The 17301-nt window shown below is 60.2% G+C and carries 14 protein-coding genes; 3 read left to right on the top strand and 11 right to left on the bottom strand.

What is annotated here, in order from left to right:
• Window positions 1-95: 95 nt before the first annotated feature.
• Both AC1DRJ_RS08415 and AC1DRJ_RS08410 read right to left on the bottom strand, forming a co-directional pair.
• A complete protein-coding gene (locus tag AC1DRJ_RS08415) occupies window positions 96-1745 on the bottom strand; it encodes a phosphoethanolamine transferase (RefSeq protein WP_477801718.1) in 1650 nt (549 codons plus the stop codon).
• A 167-nt stretch (window positions 1746-1912) separates the two neighbouring features.
• Complete coding sequence (locus AC1DRJ_RS08410; protein ID WP_477801717.1) at window positions 1913-3295, bottom strand: glutamine synthetase family protein; 1383 nt, start codon at window positions 3293-3295, stop codon at window positions 1913-1915.
• Between the two features lie 423 nt (window positions 3296-3718).
• On the opposite strand from AC1DRJ_RS08410, the gene AC1DRJ_RS08405 reads away from it, so the two are divergent.
• Both AC1DRJ_RS08405 and AC1DRJ_RS08400 read left to right on the top strand, forming a co-directional pair.
• On the top strand, window positions 3719-4903 hold the full coding sequence (locus tag AC1DRJ_RS08405) for a cyanate transporter (RefSeq protein ID WP_477801716.1): 1185 nt from the start codon (window positions 3719-3721) through the stop codon (window positions 4901-4903).
• 109 nt (window positions 4904-5012) lie between these two features.
• Window positions 5013-5948, top strand: coding sequence for a LysR family transcriptional regulator (locus AC1DRJ_RS08400; protein WP_477801715.1), 936 nt, complete (start codon window positions 5013-5015; stop codon window positions 5946-5948).
• A 3-nt stretch (window positions 5949-5951) separates the two neighbouring features.
• On the opposite strand, the gene AC1DRJ_RS08395 is transcribed toward AC1DRJ_RS08400, so the two are convergent.
• Complete coding sequence (locus AC1DRJ_RS08395) at window positions 5952-6317, bottom strand: 5-carboxymethyl-2-hydroxymuconate Delta-isomerase (RefSeq protein WP_477801714.1); 366 nt, start codon at window positions 6315-6317, stop codon at window positions 5952-5954.
• Between the two features lie 57 nt (window positions 6318-6374).
• Window positions 6375-7301, bottom strand: coding sequence for a LysR substrate-binding domain-containing protein (locus AC1DRJ_RS08390; RefSeq protein ID WP_477801713.1), 927 nt, complete (start codon window positions 7299-7301; stop codon window positions 6375-6377).
• A gap of 227 nt (window positions 7302-7528) precedes the next feature.
• Between AC1DRJ_RS08390 and AC1DRJ_RS08385 the strand changes: the two genes are divergently transcribed.
• Window positions 7529-7720, top strand: a complete 192-nt coding sequence (locus tag AC1DRJ_RS08385; protein WP_477801712.1) for a YegP family protein — start codon at window positions 7529-7531, stop codon at window positions 7718-7720.
• A 175-nt stretch (window positions 7721-7895) separates the two neighbouring features.
• Here the strand turns inward: AC1DRJ_RS08385 and AC1DRJ_RS08380 are convergent, their stop codons facing one another.
• The 7 genes from AC1DRJ_RS08380 to AC1DRJ_RS08350 form a co-directional block, all read right to left on the bottom strand.
• A complete protein-coding gene (locus tag AC1DRJ_RS08380; RefSeq protein WP_477801711.1) occupies window positions 7896-8600 on the bottom strand; it encodes an NAD(P)H-dependent oxidoreductase in 705 nt (234 codons plus the stop codon).
• Between the two features lie 67 nt (window positions 8601-8667).
• A complete protein-coding gene (locus AC1DRJ_RS08375) occupies window positions 8668-10083 on the bottom strand; it encodes an aldehyde dehydrogenase family protein (RefSeq protein ID WP_477801710.1) in 1416 nt (471 codons plus the stop codon).
• Window positions 10076-11266, bottom strand: coding sequence for a pyridoxal phosphate-dependent aminotransferase (locus AC1DRJ_RS08370; protein WP_477801709.1), 1191 nt, complete (start codon window positions 11264-11266; stop codon window positions 10076-10078). Before AC1DRJ_RS08370 ends, AC1DRJ_RS08375 begins: the two co-directional genes overlap by 8 nt.
• A 27-nt stretch (window positions 11267-11293) precedes the next feature.
• Window positions 11294-12901 (bottom strand): 5-guanidino-2-oxopentanoate decarboxylase, encoded by a 1608-nt coding sequence (locus AC1DRJ_RS08365; protein ID WP_477801708.1) that lies wholly within the window; start codon window positions 12899-12901, stop codon window positions 11294-11296.
• A gap of 10 nt (window positions 12902-12911) precedes the next feature.
• Window positions 12912-15011, bottom strand: a complete 2100-nt coding sequence (locus AC1DRJ_RS08360) for an acetate--CoA ligase family protein (protein ID WP_477801707.1) — start codon at window positions 15009-15011, stop codon at window positions 12912-12914.
• 18 nt (window positions 15012-15029) lie between these two features.
• Entirely contained in the window at window positions 15030-16190 is a 1161-nt protein-coding gene (locus AC1DRJ_RS08355) for an acyl-CoA dehydrogenase family protein (RefSeq protein ID WP_477801706.1), read from the bottom strand.
• A 41-nt stretch (window positions 16191-16231) separates the two neighbouring features.
• The gene (locus AC1DRJ_RS08350) at window positions 16232-17023 is read right to left on the bottom strand and encodes an enoyl-CoA hydratase/isomerase family protein (protein ID WP_477801705.1); all 792 of its coding nucleotides are present in this window, start codon (window positions 17021-17023) and stop codon (window positions 16232-16234) included.
• Window positions 17024-17301: the final 278 nt, after the last annotated feature.

Genomic DNA, 17301 nt, shown 5'->3' with positions numbered 1-17301 from the left:
TGGCGGATGTGGGCTGCGCAGACATGTGCAATGACTCTTGGTGATGACTCTACCCGCCGCGGGCTAGCGGCCTTTGCGTAAAAAGGTTGAAGCATTCAATCTTTGGCCAACACGCCGTCGATGACCGCACCGCGACACCCGGCGAACATATCCAGGTCCTGGTTGTAGACCTTGCTGCTGACTTCCAGCAGCCCAAGCATCGAATGAAACAGGTTGTCCTGGCTCAATGACTTGTCGCGAGTCAGTTGCAGACAGTGGGTGTCTACCGAAAACGACTTCTGATAGCTGTCGGAGAACCATGCCAGCATCGCCACGTGCTTCTGTTGTTCTGGCGCCAGCATGTAAGGCGTGCCATGCAGGAACAGGTTGTATTCACCCAGCGACTCGCCGTGGTCAGACAGATACAGCATCGCGGTGTCGACTTTTTCCTGGTTCTTGCGCAACAGATCGATCAGGCTCGACAGCACATGGTCCGTATACACCAGCGTATTGTCGTAACCATTAACGATACTTTCGCGACTGCAGTTGTTCAGGGCGTTACTTTCACAAACGGGTGTAAACCGTTCGAATTCTTTCGGGTAACGCTTGAAGTATTCAGGGCCATGGCTGCCCATTTGATGCAAGACCAACACGGTGTCCTTATCGAGAGTATCGATAAAGTGCTGCAATCCTTTCAGCAGGATTTCATCACGGCATTCGCTGTTGGCGCACAGGATCGGATCCTTCAAGTTGCTCACGTCTTCAAGGGTGACGCGGTCGCACGTGCCTTTGCAGCCCGACTGGTTGTCACGCCAGATCACGTCCAGACCGGCACGTTTAAGCACATCCAGCAGGCCTTCTTCATTCTTCGCCTTGCTGGCGTTGTAGTCCTTGCGACCCAGGTTAGAGAACATGCACGGCACGGACACAGCAGTTTCCGTGCCGCATGAATGCACATTGGTGAACGCGATCAGGCCCGCTTCTTTACTCAACTTCGGGGTGGTGTCGCGGTCGTACCCCAGGATGCCGAAGTTCTCAGCCCGGGCGCTCTCGCCCACCACTAATACCGTCAGGGATTTACGGCCATGAGCTTGCCACACCGGATTCTTCTGCGCGTCTTCGCCGATTTTGACAAAGGGTTGGCGGGCGGAAACCACTTGTTCACGCAAATAGCCGGCGGAGGCGCCGATGTAGTTGCTCGGCACAACCATCATGCGCAACTCGTGGTGATTGCGAAATAATGAGGACAAGCCCTGATAGTTAATCAGGGCAACACCGCCGATGACGGCAACCGAGGCAACACTCACCAGCACCTTGCTTAATAGTTCACGGTGCCAGCGACGATAACTGATCGGTGTTTTCCACAATAACCACGACGGTAAAACACCCAAAAACAGAATATAGGCAAACAACTTTATCGAGAGTAAATCCCGTACTTCCGTCGCATTGGTTTGTGCGAAGTTACGTAACATACCGGTGTCGATCAGCGCACCGTATTGGTTCATGAAATAGGCCACCCCGGCGCTGATCATGAAGATCAGCATCAGGACCGGCTTCAACACACGCTTGAAAGCCACAAAGGTCAGAAAAATGTTGAAAGCTGCCAGAATCATCGCCCCGAATGCCAAGCGAATGACAATGCCTTTAGCGTCGGACGCGGTGATTTCAAACAGGTGTTGCCACAGCACAAAGTTAAAGGCTGTTAACAAAAAGGCGCTGGCAATCAGTGTCACCCATTCCGGGTGCACGGCTTTAATCTTAAACATGGCGATCARTTGTTCCTGAAAAGAATTGCCGGCGACAAATGTGAAAATTTCATTGACCGCGACAACACTAATGCTAGGCACCCAACCATCAATTTTTTGTGAAAAGAAAGCCAACGATTAGTTGGCTTATTCAATCATCGACAACATTCATGATAACTGAGAATGATTCAGGCCTGATTCAAGTACCAGCGCCAATCCTGTTCACCCACCTCGCCCATGAACTGTCGGTATTCGGCGCGTTTCACCGCCAGGTAGACCCCAAGGAAAGGGCTGCCGAACGTTTCACGCGCCCAGGTCGATCCTTCCAGCGCGCGTAATGTGGTCAGCCAATCAGTCGGTAGCAAATCCGTTGCCTGGGCGTATCCATTGCCTTCCACCGGCGCACCCGGGTCGAGTTGTTCGCGGATACCGCGATGGATACCAGCCAGGATCGCCGCGGCGGCCAGGTAAGGGTTGGCGTCGGCGCCGCAAATTCGGTGTTCGATGTGCCGAGAGAACGCCGGCCCGCCCGGCACGCGCAAACTCACCGTGCGGTTGTCAACGCCCCAGGTCGCCGCCAGGGGCGCGTAGCTGTTGGTCTGGAATCGGCGGTAGGAGTTGGCATTCGGGCAGAACAACAGCAACGAATCGAGCAAAGTGCTGAGCATCCCACCGACGGCTTGCCTGAGCAGCGGTGTCCCGTCCGGCGCTTCGCTGGCGAACAGATTGTTGCCTTCCTTGTCGGCCAGGCTAACGTGCATGTGCATCCCGGTGCCCGCCAGGTCGTCGAAGGGTTTGGCCATAAAGCAAGCCGTCATCCCGTGCTTGTGGGCCACGCCCTTGACCAGCCGTTTATAGCGCACCGCTTCGTCCATAGCTTGCAGGGCATCGGTGCGGTGTTCGAGAGTAATTTCCACTTGGCCCGGCGCATACTCGGAAATCGCCGTGCGTGCCGGAATCCCCTGCAACTTGCAGGCACTGTAGAGATCGGCCAGAAACGGCTCGATCTGCTCCAGCTCACGCAGACCGTAGACTTGAGTTGTGCGTGGCCGCTCACCATCGACATCCCGGGCCGGTTGTGGCCGCCCTTGGCTGTCGCGCTGCTGGTCCAGCAGATAAAACTCCAGCTCCGCCGCCATGACCGGGTAATAGCCGTCGGCCTGCAAGTCTTCGATCACTTTTGCCAACAAGTGCCGAGGGTCCGCGATCGTCGCCGGCATGCCTTCTTTCGGGTGCATGCTGACTTGCACTGCCGCCGTCGGAATCAACCGCCACGGCATGCGCGTCAAACTTCCACTGACCGGGTAGGCACGGCAGTCAATATCGCCAACGTCCCAGACCAGTCCGGAGTTTTCCACGTCATCGCCATTAATGGTCAGGCCAAGAATGGTGCTCGGCAACGGCCGGCCACTTTCGTACACCGCCAGCAATTCATCACGATGCAGCAACTTGCCCCGGGGCACGCCGTTATTGTCGAGAATGAACAGCTCGAACATTTCAATGTCCGGGTTCTGTTGAAGAAAGGTCAGCGCTTCTTGCGGGGAGGCGAACGATGTCGTGGCGCAACTCATGAGAACTCACTTATTTCCGCGTCAGGCAAACGCTCAGGCGTCGCCGATTTGATCCAGCGCCGGGCGCGGGACCTGTCAGAACAATCAACGGGAAATGCAGGAATCCGGTGGGCGCGCGTGACGGCAATGCCACAGCGCCCAGAAGGCCAACTCGGAGGGAAGTGCGACGGGACAATCGCCCATAGGTCAAACCGCAGAGGACAGATGAACAGTAGCGTCACACGGGGGGTCAGGTCTTTAAATCGGGATTTGAAGAACCTTGGTTGCGAACTGACTAAACAATCATCTCCCATACATCCTCCTACTGGGGAACTATGCCGCGGCCGGGGTATTTAATTTTTAAATAGTGCTGCGGACTATCTGATTTGCGGCCGCCAGCCCTCGCGCGCCTTAATTGGGGCCGTGTTTTTGAAGGCCTGTTTGATGGAAAACGTTCGCGCTACGACCCGCCCTGCCCTTTGGCTGATGTTCAGCATCATGCTCGTCGCCCTTAACCTGCGTCCGTCGATGGCCGCGGTCGGGCCTTTGCTTTCGTCGATTCGTGCGGATATCCCGTTGAGTTTCAGCATGGCCTCGTTGCTGACGATGCTGCCGGTCATGACCATGGGGTTGGCGATGTTTTTCGGCTTGCGAGTGAGCCAACGCCTCGGTGAACAGCGCACGGTGGTGCTGTCGCTGTTGATCATTGGCGTGGCCACGGCGTCGCGGCTGTTTCTCGATTCAGCTGCCGAATTGATCCTTAGTGCGGTGGCAGCAGGTATCGGTATTGCGCTGATCCAGGCCCTGATGCCGGCGCTGATCAAAGCCCGGTTCAGTGACAACGTAGCAGTGTGCATGGGCCTATACGTCACCTCGATCATGGGCGGCGCAGCGATTGTGGCCTCGTTTGCGCCGCTGGTCATGAGCCAAAGTGGCAGCTGGCGCATCGGCCTGGCGATCTGGGCGACGTTGGCGCTGGTGGCCCTGCTGCTGTGGTCTGGCCTGCGCGGCGAGTCAACGGCACGCCCGACGCAGCCAGCCCGTCAGGCGCACTTCTTCGCCAATTCCCGCGCCTGGTTACTCGCAATCTTCTTCGGCTTGGGCACCGCGTCCTACACCTGCGTGCTGGCCTGGCTCGCGCCGTACTACGTGGAAAAGGGCTGGAGCGAACAACACGCCGGTTTGCTGCTGGGCTTTTTGACGGCCATGGAAGTGTTGTCTGGGCTGGTGACACCGGCCATTGCCAATCGCAGCCGTGATCGGCGTCTGGTGCTGGTGGTGTTGCTGGCTCTGATCATGGCCGGTTTCTGCGGGCTGATTCTCTGCCCTCGACAGATGAGCCTGCTCTGGCCATGTCTGTTGGGCCTGGGCATCGGTGGACTGTTCCCGATGAGCCTGATTGTGTCTCTGGATCACCTCGACAACCCGCAACGCGCCGGCGCCCTGACCGCGTTCGTGCAAGGCATCGGCTACCTGATCGCCGGCTTCTCGCCGCTAATAGCCGGGATGATCCGCGACGAGCTGGGCAGTTTCGAATGGGCCTGGTGGTCGCTGACCGGGGTCATGGCGTTGATGATCCTGATGGTCCTGCGCTTCAACCCGCGGCATTACAGCCAACACATCCACTGATCGGAGTAGAAACTTCCTACAGAGCATTCTCCTTGCATCATCGTTCCGTTAGGATCTTTCGCACACGTTTGCGCACTGATCGCGCAAGGAGCACAGCGAGACAGAACGGATGCTGAACAGTAACTTGCTTAGAAAGCTCGACATGCAGGACCTCATGGTGTTTGTCGCCGTGTACGAGCAAAGCAGTGTCACCGGTGTGTCGGAGGCGCTCTGCGTCAGCCAGTCCACGGTGAGTTACTGCCTGAAAAAGCTGCGGACCAGTTTTGAGGACGAGTTGTTCATCAATACCCGCACCTGCATGCGCCCCACCTACAAGGCCAGCAACATGTACTCGCATGTGCTGAAAATCCTCGAAAGCATCAACCTCTGCCACGCCGGCGCCCAAGCGTTCGACCCGACCCTGCAAGCGGTAACGTTCAACATTTGCGCGCCGGAGTACTTCGAGCAGCTGATTCTGCCGCGCCTGCTCAAGCGCTTCGATTTCGCCGACCTGCCGGTGATGGTCAACATGCACAAGTTCGAAACCGACATACCCGCGGACGAATTGCGCGATGGCAGTCTCGATCTGGTGATTTGTTTCGGCCCGAATTACCACCGCAGCCACACCGATTTCAAATCCCGGATGTTGCTGGAAGATGACCTGGTCTGCGTGTTCGACAAACGCGCCACACCGCTAGAGCCGCGTTTAAGCTTGCAAGCCTTTGTGCAACGTCGGCATGTGTTTCCAACGCCATGGACGTCCACCACCAACATGGTCGATGGCTGGCTGGCACAACAGGCGCACAAACGGCAGATTGTCGCGCGTTCCAACAGCTACAGCGCGGCGCTGAAGACGATCACCGGCACCGACTTCATCCTGACCCTGCCTCGCCGCATCCAGCAATTGCTGGCCAACGAGGCGATTTTCAATCACTGCGAAGCCCCCAACGGCCTGCCGGGTTTCACCCTGGACATGCAGTGGAGTCAAAGCGCCGATCAGGACAGCGCCAACATCTGGTTGCGCGAGCAGGTGATCGAAATCTGTGCCGAGCAGGCAATGGCTTGAGATTCAGCCGCTGATGGCGGCCTTGGCGTAGGACTCGCGATCGATATCGAGGATTTCCACGCATAGCTGCACATCGACGCCGGTTGGCCATTCACACAGGTCCTGGACCACGGCCAGTAGGCTTTGGGATAGCTGCTGTTTAATCTGCGGCGAGCGTCCACTCAACACGGCCAGCTTCACATGCACAAACGCCCGTTCATTCAACGCGGTACCGACCTTGAAGGTCTCGACCTTCAGCGCTCGGCTCTTGATGTCGGACTCCGCAGCAAACTGACCGGAAGCCACCAAGGCATTATTGAGTCGGATCAATGCGACGTCGGCGTGTAACTCAGGCAAATTCGCGGTGTATTCCATGTGCAGGTGTGGCATGTGGCGGCTCCAGTTAGAGGGCAGAAAGATCCTACATATAACACAGCATCGACTGACTCATTGGGGCAACGGCAGTGGCGAGCGCTCACTCATGAACACTTCCAGACGCGAACGCAACCAGCGTTCGGCGGGGTCGGTATCGACATGGCTGAGCCAGACCATCGACAGGTCGAGGGTCGGGGTCTTGAACGGGAACGGTTCCTTGAACAGCTGACCGGACGCCGCCATCGCCTCGGCTGCGTAATCCGGCAGGCTGGCGATCAGGTCAGTGCCGGCGAGCAAGGCTGGCAACGAGCTGTATTGCGGCACGGACAGGACAACCTGACGCGTACGCCCTATCTCCGCCAGCCACTCATCCGCGTAACCACTGACGTTTGCAGTGTGCGAAACCAACACATGCGGGCGTGCGCAATATTCATCGAGCGTCAGCGGTGTGTCGGACGCATCGGCGCGCAGGATGCTCGGCATGATGTGCCGCAACAACTTGCGCTTGGCGTTGGCCGGCAGGCCACGGGTCTGGCTGATGCCCACGGTGATATCGCCGGCCGCCAGCAAATCGGGAATGCGCCAGTAATCGATATGCTGAACCACAAACACCACCTTCGGCGCTTCCTGGCGCAAAGCGCGCAGGAGTGGCGGAAGCAGACCGAACTCGACGTCATCCGACAGCCCGATGCGAAAGGTCATGGTGCTGCTGGCCGGGTCGAAATCGTGGGTCAGGCTTAATGCCATCGACAGCGAATCCAGCGCTGGCGACAGGTATTGAATCAGCTCTTCGGCGCGGGCTGTCGGCTCCATGCGGTGGCCGACGCGGATAAACAGCGGATCGTTGAACATCGTCCGCAGGCGGTTGAGCGCGGAGCTGATGGTCGGTTGACCGAGAAACAGCTTCTCCGCCACCCGCGTCACATTGCGCTCAAGCATCAATGCTTCGAACACCACCATCAGGTTGATGTCCGCTTTGCGCAGCTCATTGCGATTCATTCCTTGCCCCTGGGTCCACGACACTTGGGGCAGTGTAGAAAGGCCCGACGGAGGCGTCTATGTGCAGCGAACATCGATTGCCGATCCATCGCTCCGCAAGCGTCGGTGGAAATATTTTCAAATGCCTGGAAACAAATGCCTGATGGCCAAAAAAACCTGCTCCGCTAGGCTTGCCCCCGATGCGTCACACAGGTTGTCGCAATTACCCATCGCATGGAGCGAGCAGTATGTATTTCGAGATTTACAGGCAATCAAAAGGCACCCCGAGCACCGGCAAAGGACAATGGCGCTGGCGCCTGAGGGCGGGGAATCACGAGACCATCGCCAGCGGCGAGTCGTATGTGAACAAGGCCGGTTGCCTGCACGCCATCGGGTTGATCAAAGGTGTTGAAAGTGAAACTCCGGTGAAGGAAATCTGAATTTGGTAGCCAGTGCCACGTCCGGGAGGACTGGTTTTTTGAGTTGAATTCACTGGCCCCATCGCGAGCAGGCTCGCTCCCACAGGTTTTGTGAACGACGCAAATCCACTGTGGGAGCAGCCTGCTCGCGATGGGGCCCGAAAGAGCAACACAAAGTGTCAATTAACTATCCGGCTCAGGCAGGCAACGGATACAACGCCTCATCAAACTGCGCCAATCGCGGAAACTCCATCGGCTGGTCATCACTGACGTGTTCCAGTCGTTGCTGATAGCTCTTCAGGAATGCCTGGCGCGCCTCGTCGCTGATGTACGGCACGTGCCAGGCCACGAACGGTTGCAGCACGTCGAAGCCGACATACGCCAGCGTGCCGCGCAGGATCGGCCGCAGCATGTCTTCCAGCGGACCGTGAATCGCGCCATCACCAAACATATGCTCGCGCCCACCGAGGGTGACGGTCACCAGCGCCTTCTTGCTGCTCAACCCGCCCTGATCGTAAAAGCGTTTGCCGCCATAGCAGATCCCGGACACCAGCACCCGATCAATCCAGCCCTTGAGCATGGCCGGGGCCGAGAACCAGAAAATCGGGAAATTGAGGATCAGCAGGTCAGCCCACAGCAATTTGTCGAGCTGCTGCTGGATGTCCGGCGCCAAGGACTGGCTCTTCACCCCAAGACGTTGCTCCAGCGCGTACACCAGGTACTCCGGATTCTCCCGCGAAGAGAAATCATCAGCGCTGGCCACCGGGTTCCAGTTCATTGCGTACAGGTCGCTGACCTGCACCTCATGCCCTTGGGCTTCGAGGGTCGCGACAGCCTGGTCGCGCAACGCGGCGGTGAAGGATTTCGGTTCGGGGTGAGCGTGGACGATCAGTACTTTCATGACAACTCCTTAAACGTTGACCAGCGTTGAATTTGAAGACGGTAACGCACGCGCGTTAATAGAGCGATCACACCTGAATCGCCTTCACTTCAACGAACTCGTTGAGCCCTTCTTCGCCCCACTCCCGACCATTACCCGATTGTTTGTAGCCACCGAACGGCGCCTTATAATTGAACGCCGCGCCATTGAGGAAACACTGCCCGGCACGCAGCTGCCGCCCCAGATGCAAGGCGCGCTCAGGGCTGCCGGCCCAGACACCGCTGGACAGGCCGAACGGCGAATCGTTGGCGATCCGGATCGCCTGCGCCTCATCGGTGTAGGGAATCAGGCACAGCACCGGGCCGAAGATTTCTTCCTGAGCGATGCGCATACGGTTGTCGACGTCTGCGAACAGCGTCGGGCTGACGTAGAAACCACGCTCGAATGCGCCAGCCGTGTCACCCCCGCAGACCAGCCGTGCGCCCTCCTGCTGGCCGACCTGGATGTAATCACGCACGGTGCGCCGTTGCGCTGCTGAACACATCGGCCCGAGAAAACTCTGTGGGTCCAGCGGGTCGCCCATGCGCAGGCTTTGGGTTTCGGCGATGGCCAGTTCCACCGCTTCGGCGTAGCGGCTTGCCGGCAGCAGCATGCGGGTCAACGCCGTGCAGGTCTGCCCGGAGTTGATCATCACGTCCTGCACGCCGTAGCGCACAGCGGCAGCGAGGTCCGCGTCCTCAGCAATCAGCAGCGGCGACTTGCCGCCCAGTTCCAGGCACACACGCTTCACCGACGGCGCGGCCGCTTGCGCCACGCGAACCCCGGCGCCGGTGGAACCGGTGAACGACACCATGTCCACGTCCGGGTGTTTGGCCAGCGCTTCACCGACCTTCGAACCCGGCCCGCTGACCAGGTTGAACACTCCGGCCGGCAAGCCGATGGCTTCGATTATCTGCGCCAGCAAAAAGGCGTGCAGTGGGGTTTCCTGGCTCGGTTTGACCACCACCGTGCAACCGGCGGCCAGCGCCGGGGCGAGCTTGCCGATCAGTTGATGCAGCGGGTAATTCCACGGATTGATGAAGGCGCACACGCCCACCGCTTCACGCACCACCAGCGAGTTACCGACCTCACGCACTTCATCCATCAGGGCTGCGAGTTCGATGTATTGCTCCAGCCCGAGGATCGGGCCGTCGACCTGCACCGAGCGGCACCATTGCACCGGCATGCCCAGTTCAGCGGTGATGACAGATGCCATCTCGTCGGCCCGCGCGCGCAACTGCTCGGCGAGGGCGCGGATGTAGCCGGCACGCACACTTGATGGCGTGCGCGACCATGAACTGAATGCCTTGCGTGCGGCGACCACCGCCTTGTCGACATCGCGTTCATCACCCAGCGGCACCGAACCTGCAATCTCTTCAGTCGCCGGGTTGATCACCTCCGCCATGCCCTGCCCTGACGGAGTTTGCCAGCGGCCATCGATATACAGCGTTGTGTGGTTATGCATAGACGTGAGCTTCCATCAGTTCATGGGCGCAACGGGTGATGCGTTGGCAAGCGTCACGCAACGGTTCCGTGTCCAACACCAGTCCCAGGCGAATGTGCCCGGCGGCGCTCGGACCGAACGCTTCACCGGCCAGCACCGACACGCCATGGCGGTCGAGCAATCGGTCGGCAAACGCCTGGGCGCTGAGCCCGGTGGCGCGGATATCGACCATCACAAACATCCCGCCATCGGGTTTCAAGGCGCGCACGCCGGGGCAATCGGCCAGGCATTCGCAGACCAGATCGCGGCGCTGGCGGTAGGCTTCGCGCATCGCTTCGAGCTCTGGCAAATGGCTTTCCAGTGCGACGACGGCGGCGTCCTGCACGAAGTCTGGCAAGCCGTAGAGCATGCACAGCGCGAGGTTTTCCAGGTGCGCAGCGAGGGCCGGTGGTGCCACCGCCCAGCCGATTCGCCAACCGGTCATGGCGTGGGATTTCGACAGGCTGTTGAGCGTCGCGGTGCGCTCGGCCATGCCCGGCAAACTCGCCGGGCTGACATGCTCGCCTTCGAACAGCAACTCGCTGTAGACCTCATCGGAAATCAGCCACAGGTCGTGGGCGATGCACAGGTCCGCCAACGCTTGCCAGGTGGCGCTGGACAAGCTGGCACCAGACGGGTTGTGCGGGCTGTTCAACGCCAATGCGCGAGTGCGCGGTGTGATGCGAGCGGCGACGTCTTCGGGCTGCACGCGGAAACCGTTTTCCGGGCGCACCGGCACCGGAACGACCACTGCGCCACAGGCACCAAACACTGCCTCATAGGTCACGTACATCGGCTCGGCGACGATCACTTCATCGCCGGGGTTGAGTACGCATTGGGCGACGCTGAACAATGCACACTGCGCGCCGGCCAGCACGATGACCTGATCGGCCGAGACCTGCTGGCCGCTGCGGTGTCCGTAGTGTTTGGCGATGCTTTCACGCAGTGCGCGTTTGCCACGCACGTCGGCGTAGTGCGTGTTACCAGACAACAGGCTGTCGATGGCCGCCTGCACAATCGGCGCCGGCGTGTCGAAATCCGGGTCGCCGACTGACAGCAGCAGAATGTCTTCACCCTGCTCTTGCAGCGCGAGGGCGCGGTAATGAATGTCCCACGCAGCGGCGCCGTCACCGGCGATACGTTGAGTCAAATCGGAAAAGCGCATGGCGATACCTCTGCCAGAAAATGAAAATCAGTAAGCGCACGCGTGCTTGAGTTCGATCAGGGTCACGCCGTTGCGCTTGAAGCCGTGGCGCAGATCGGTTTGCAGCTCGGCCAGACTTTGCGGCTGAGTCACGGTGCAGCCGAACGCGCGGCCCAGGGCGGCGAAATCCGGATTGCGTGGCAGTACGCCAATCGGTTCGATGTCGAGCCCGAGCATGTCATCGCGGATCTGTCCCAGCGCGTCGTTGTTCCACAGCAGCACCACCAGCGGGCTGTCGAGTTCTTCGACGGCGGTGGCCAGTTCCTGCGCGGTGTAGAGGAAACCGCCGTCGCCCACCAACACCAGACCCGGCCGCTGCGGCGCGCCGAACTTGGCGCCAATGCCCGCCGGCAAGCCGTAGCCCAAGGTGCCGTAACCGGTCGGGTGCAACCAGCTGCGCGGCGCCAGGCTGTTGAAGGCGTAGTTGCCGGTGTAGGCCAGTTGGGTCATGTCGGTGCTGATGAACGCATCGTCCGGCAATTCGGCGGCGATACGGTCGAGAATCGCCTGGTGGATCGACTGCAAAGGGCCGTGGCTTGCCTTCACGGCTTCACGCAATGCTGCGACGCGAGCAATCGCTGCGCTGGCATCGCGCGTGGTGGACGGCAGTCGTTCCAGCAACACCGCGAGGGTTTGCTGCGCATCGCCGTGCAATGCCACCGCGCATGGGTAGAAGTCGTTGAACTTGCGCGGATCAATGTCCACACGCAGCAGGTCGGCATTCAGCGGCAAGCGCTCGCGCCAGAAATCGGTGTCGGCCATTTCAGTGCCGACCGCCAGCACCACGTCGGCCTCGGCGATCAGGTTCCAGCCAGGTTCCACACACAGGGTCGAACCCGCGTTCAGCGGTGCATCCGGCGCCAACAAACCTTTGCCGGCGACACTGGTGAACAGCGGCGCGGCAAGTCGGGTGCTGATGTCTTGCAGTGCTTGCTGCGCATTCAACGCACCTCCACCGGCAATGATCATCGGCCGCTTGGCGTTTTGCAGTTTAGCCACGGCCTCCTCCAGCGCCGTGGTTGACGCGGCACCGCGACCGGGACGACGCACCACGTCGTTGCTCCAGTCACGGGTGATTTTTGCGGACAACACGTCCAGCGGCACCGAGATGTGTACCGGGCGTGGGCGCTCGCTGTCGAATACCGCGTAGGCGCGGGCGATCAACTCGGGCAGGTCTTCGGCGCTTAATGCGACCGCAGAGAAGGCGGTGATCGGCGCGGTGATCGCGCGTTGGTCCTGGGTTTCGTGGAGGCATCCCCAGCCCTTGCCAAGGCTGGCGGTGTGGTTGACGCTGGAAATCACCAACATCGGAATCGAGTCGGCATACGCCTGGCCGATTCCAGTCGCAGCGTTGGTCACGCCGGGGCCGGTGATGATAAAGCAAACGCCTGGTTTGCCACTGACCCGCGCATAGCCGTCAGCCATAAAACTGGCGCCTTGCTCGTGACGGGTCAGCACGTGGCGAATGCCGCTGCCGGGTAGGCCGCGATACAGCTCCAGCGTGTGCACGCCAGGTATCCCGAACACGGTGTCGACGCCGTAGTTGGCCAGCAGACGCACCAGGGCCTGGCCGCCGGTCAATGTTGTGGTTTGCATTTTCACATCCTCACTCGTGGCCAAGGCGAATCAACGCATCGACCGCAGTCGTGCCAGCGGCACTGACCAACAATGGGTTCACATCGAGTTCCAGTAACTGCCCGGCGTTCTCGCAGGCGTAATCGGCCACCGCACGGATCGCCGCGACCAACGAACCCAGATCCGCCGCTTCGCGACCGCGAAACCCCTGCAGCAAACTCGCGCTGCGCAGGCTCAACACGGCTTTGCGAATGGCACCGTCGGTGGTCGGCAGCAGCAGACTGCGACTGTCCTTGAGCAACTCCACCAGAATCCCGCCAGCACCGATGACCAGGGCCAGGCCGAAGTCGTTTTCACGCTTGATGCCGACGATTAATTCAGCCAGCGGTGGTTTAGCCATTGGCTCCAGCAGCACTTGATCGAACGGCACTTGCGGCGCGTACTCGGCAATGCTGGCGCGCATTTTTTCCAACGCGGCGCTAAGGGCAGCGGCGTCTTTGATATTCAGCACGACGGCGCCGGCTTCGGTTTTGTGTGGCAGTTGCGCGCTGACCGCTTTGAGCACCAGTGGATAACCCAAAGTGTTGGCATCACTCAGCGCTTTATCCGGCGTACTCAAAACACCGTTGGGCGTCGGCAGTCCGAAGGCGCGCAATGCACTTTTCGAATCCCACTCGTTGAGCAAATGCCCCTCACCTTCCAGCGCCTGCGGACACAGCGGCACGAGCGCCGATTCACCGAGCGCCAGCAGCGCCTGACGATTGCGCTGATAACCGGCGATCCGCCCCCACGCTGCCAAGCCATCCTCTACGCCTTGTAACGCTGCCACACCTTGCGCATGCAGACGTTCGCGAGCGTGGGCCGGCAGCAGTTCCGGAAACGCCGAGGTGACGAAACCGGTCTTGCCGTGGCGCACCAGCGCGGCGCAAAACAGCTCAAGCAGCAGGTCGCATTCCTTGCGTTCGCCGGTGAATTGCGCCGGGTAATCGAGCACCAGCATCGCCGCGTCGGCTTCGGTGCGCAGGGCGCTGTCGAGCATGCGGGTCAAGGCTTCGCCATCGCCCCAGATCGCCGTGGTGAAATCCAGTGGATTGACCAGGTTGGCGTAGGTGGGCAGCACCTGTGCCAGTTCTCCGACTTGGCCTTCATCGAGCTTGGGCAGACTCAAGTCATTGCGCTCGGCATAGTCGGCAATCAATCCGGCATCACCGCCCGAACAGGCCAACGCGATCAAGCTGTCGCCCGCCGGCAACTGGCCGCACGCCGCCGCTTTCAGGGTCTCGACAAAACTCACCGGGCCACTGACGCGGATCACGCCGAGGCGCGCAAACAAACTGTCGTACAGCGCATCGGAGCCGGACAGCGAACTGGTATGACTGAGCGCCAGCTCGGCACCGATCTGCGACACGCCGGTTTTCAGGGCGATGATCGGGATGCCTTTCTCCAGCGCCTTGTGTGCGGCGCGGGCGAAACCCGGCACGTTTTTCAGGCCTTCGAGGTGCAAGCCGATGGCGGTGACGCGCGGCTCATCGAGCAACACATCCATCAATTCGGCGATGCCCAGTTGCGCCTGATTGCCGACCGACGCCATGTAGGCCACCGGCAGCGAGCGGTCGCTCATCGACAGGTTGTAGGCGAAGTTGCCGCTCTGGGTCAGCACCGCGACGCCCTTCTCCACCGGTTTGCCGCCATGGGCGACCGGCCACAGCGCGGAGCTGTGCAGGTAGTCGAGCAAGCCGTAGCAGTTGGGGCCGAGCAAGGCCATGCTGCCGGCGGCTTTGAGCAGTTGTTGCTGCAAGGCCAGGCCTTCAGCGCCGGTTTCGGCAAACCCGGAGGCGTAGCAGATCGCTCCGCCCGCGCCCTTGGCCGACAGCTCGGCGACGCAAGTCAGGGTCAGCTCGCGGTTGGTCGCGATGAACACCGCGTCCGGGCCACACGGCAGTTCGGCGATGCTGCGCACACACGGCACGCCTTCGAGCGTGTCGTGCTGCGGATTGACCAGCCACATCTCGCCCAGGTAGCCACCTTCGGCGCAGCGCTTGAGGGCGCGAGCCATGCTGCGGCCACCGACAAACGCCAGATGGCGTGGTGCGAGCAGGCGTTTGAGGTTGTCACGAATCGTCTGCGACATAGCAATTCTCCGGGCCAATCAGCGCAACAGTGGCCGCAGCAATTCGCGGGAAATGATGTGGCGCTGGATCTCCGAGGTGCCTTCCCAGACACGCTCGATCCGTGCGTTACGCCAGATGCGCTCCACCGGGCATTCATCCATCAGGCCCATGCCACCAAAAATCTGCACCGCCTCATCGGCCACTTTACCGAGCACTTCACTGGCGAACAGCTTGGCCATGCCGGCCTCGCCATCGGTCATGGTGCCTTGGTCCAATTTCCAGGCGGTGTGCAAGGTCAGCAGTTCAGCCGCGCGGATCTGMGTGACCATGTCGGCGAGCTTGAACGAGATGCCCTGATAGGTGCCGATCGGCTGACCGAACTGCTTGCGATCCGCCGCCCATTGCAGCGACACATCCAGCGCGCGTTGCGCCTGACCAACGCAGTTGGCGGCGACCATGACGCGCCCGGCGGTCAGCCAGGCGTTGGCCACGTCCCAGCCCTTGCCGACTTCGCCCAACACTTTGGAGGCCGGTACACGGCAATCGTCGAAGAACATTTCGTAGGTGTGATATCCACGGTTGCTCACGCACTTCGGACCACGGCGGATGGTCATGCCCGGCGTGTTGCGGTCGACGAGGAACGAGGTCACGGCATTGCGCTTGCGGCCGTTGTGTTCGTAGGTGTCGGTCACCGCGAAAACGATGGCGAAATCGGCGTGGCCGGCGTGGCTGATGAAGTGCTTGCTGCCATTCAGAATGAAGTCATCACCCTCGCGTACGGCGCGGGTCTTGATTGCATTGGCATCGGAACCGGCGCCCGGTTCGGTCAGCGCGAAACAGTCGATTTTCTCGCCCTGGATGCATGGCAACAGGTAGTCGTTGATCTGATCTCCAGTGCAAGCCATGAGGATTTTCGACGGCCGTGCGACGAACACATGCAGCGCCCATGAGACCTTGGACAGCTCACGCTCGATCAGCGCCTGGGACAGGTAGTCAAGACCGCCACCGCCGACTTCTTCCGGCATGTTGAAGGCATAGAAACCGGCGGCGATGGCCTTGCCGCGAATCTGTGCCGCCAACTCCGGGGAGACTTCGTCGGCACGGTCGACCGCTTCCTCATGGGGCAGCAGTTCCTTGGCGACAAAACTGCGTACCGCGTCCACCAACATTTCTTGTTCTTGGGTCAGTTGGAAATTCATGGGGCTACCTGTTGTTCGTGTGCTGAAGGTGGTGTCGGGGCTTATCGACCGATAAAGCTGGCCGGACGTTTTTCGATGGAGGCGCGCAGGGCTTCGTTGCCGTCTTCGCTGCGACCGCACAACAGGCCGGCAGCCAGTTCGGCTTGCAGTTGCTCCGGCAGGCTGCGCTGAGCGCCTTCGCGCATGAGTTTTTTGGTCTGGGTAAATGCGAACGTCGGGCCACTGGCTAGACGCGAAGCGAGTTCAGTGGTGACGTCGAGCAGTTGCTCATCGGCGCAGACTTCGCCCACGAGGCCGGCGGCCAGGGCACGATCAGCGCCCCATAATTCGTCGAGGAACAGCAGGCGCTTGGCTTGCTCGGTGCCGATCAGCCGTGGCAGATGCCAACTGGCGCCAGCGTCCGGCGAGTAGGCCATGCTGGTGTAACCGGCCTTGAAACGCGCCGATTGCGCGGCGATGCGCAGGTCGCAGCACAGCGTCAGGTCCATGCCGGCGCCGACGGCAGTGCCGTTGATCGCGGCAATGGTGGGTTTGTCCAGACTGTACAAACGGCTCATCAAGGCGTGAGCAGTTTCAGTCCAGCCGTAGGTTTCCAAAGCACCTCTGGCCTCGGCTTCGGCCCACTCGGCGAGGTCGGCACCGGCGCAGAAGCTGCGACCGCTGCCGGTCAGTACCACCACTCGAACGGCGGGGTCGGCGTTGAAGTCTTCAAGCAAGGCGTGGAGGTTTTTCAGGGTTGGTATGTCCAGCGCATTGCGCTGGGCGGTGCGATTGAGGGTGATCCTGGCAACGCCGGCTTCGACCTGACTGAGCAGAGAAGGTTGAGTAGTCATGCGAATCCTCGAATTATTTTGATTGGTCTGAGGTGATGCGACTTGAGGCCATACTAAACGAGTGTTCAGCAACGCGGCAATTGGTGATGAAATAGGCTGTAACAGCTTAAAAAGCTATCTATATATTTGTATTTAAAGGATTTATCAGAAAAGACCGGAGCTCTGAGGATTGCACTGTTACAACTTCGAACAACTACCTACAGCCCACCGCAAATCAACTGTGGGAGCGGGCTTGYTCGCGAAGAGGGCGTGTCAGTCAACATTGATGTCAACTGACA

Source organism: Pseudomonas sp. P5_B2 (assembly GCF_056400445.1).
The sequence above is the reverse complement of the archived record's forward strand: the minus strand, read 5'-3'. Positions and strand labels throughout refer to the sequence as shown.

Bases quoted from the DNA above. Each gene is read 5' to 3' on its own strand.
- AC1DRJ_RS08415 (WP_477801718.1), bottom strand. From the start codon at position 1,745: ATGTTTAAGATTAAAGCCGTGCACCCGGAATGGGTGACACTGATTGCC.
- AC1DRJ_RS08410 (WP_477801717.1), bottom strand. From the start codon at position 3,295: ATGAGTTGCGCCACGACATCGTTCGCCTCCCCGCAAGAAGCGCTGACC.
- AC1DRJ_RS08405 (WP_477801716.1), top strand. From the start codon at position 3,719: ATGGAAAACGTTCGCGCTACGACCCGCCCTGCCCTTTGGCTGATGTTC.
- AC1DRJ_RS08400 (WP_477801715.1), top strand. From the start codon at position 5,013: ATGCTGAACAGTAACTTGCTTAGAAAGCTCGACATGCAGGACCTCATG.
- AC1DRJ_RS08395 (WP_477801714.1), bottom strand. From the start codon at position 6,317: ATGCCACACCTGCACATGGAATACACCGCGAATTTGCCTGAGTTACAC.
- AC1DRJ_RS08390 (WP_477801713.1), bottom strand. From the start codon at position 7,301: ATGAATCGCAATGAGCTGCGCAAAGCGGACATCAACCTGATGGTGGTG.
- AC1DRJ_RS08385 (WP_477801712.1), top strand. From the start codon at position 7,529: ATGTATTTCGAGATTTACAGGCAATCAAAAGGCACCCCGAGCACCGGC.
- AC1DRJ_RS08380 (WP_477801711.1), bottom strand. From the start codon at position 8,600: ATGAAAGTACTGATCGTCCACGCTCACCCCGAACCGAAATCCTTCACC.
- AC1DRJ_RS08375 (WP_477801710.1), bottom strand. From the start codon at position 10,083: ATGCATAACCACACAACGCTGTATATCGATGGCCGCTGGCAAACTCCG.
- AC1DRJ_RS08370 (WP_477801709.1), bottom strand. From the start codon at position 11,266: ATGCGCTTTTCCGATTTGACTCAACGTATCGCCGGTGACGGCGCCGCT.
- AC1DRJ_RS08365 (WP_477801708.1), bottom strand. From the start codon at position 12,901: ATGCAAACCACAACATTGACCGGCGGCCAGGCCCTGGTGCGTCTGCTG.
- AC1DRJ_RS08360 (WP_477801707.1), bottom strand. From the start codon at position 15,011: ATGTCGCAGACGATTCGTGACAACCTCAAACGCCTGCTCGCACCACGC.
- AC1DRJ_RS08350 (WP_477801705.1), bottom strand. From the start codon at position 17,023: ATGACTACTCAACCTTCTCTGCTCAGTCAGGTCGAAGCCGGCGTTGCC.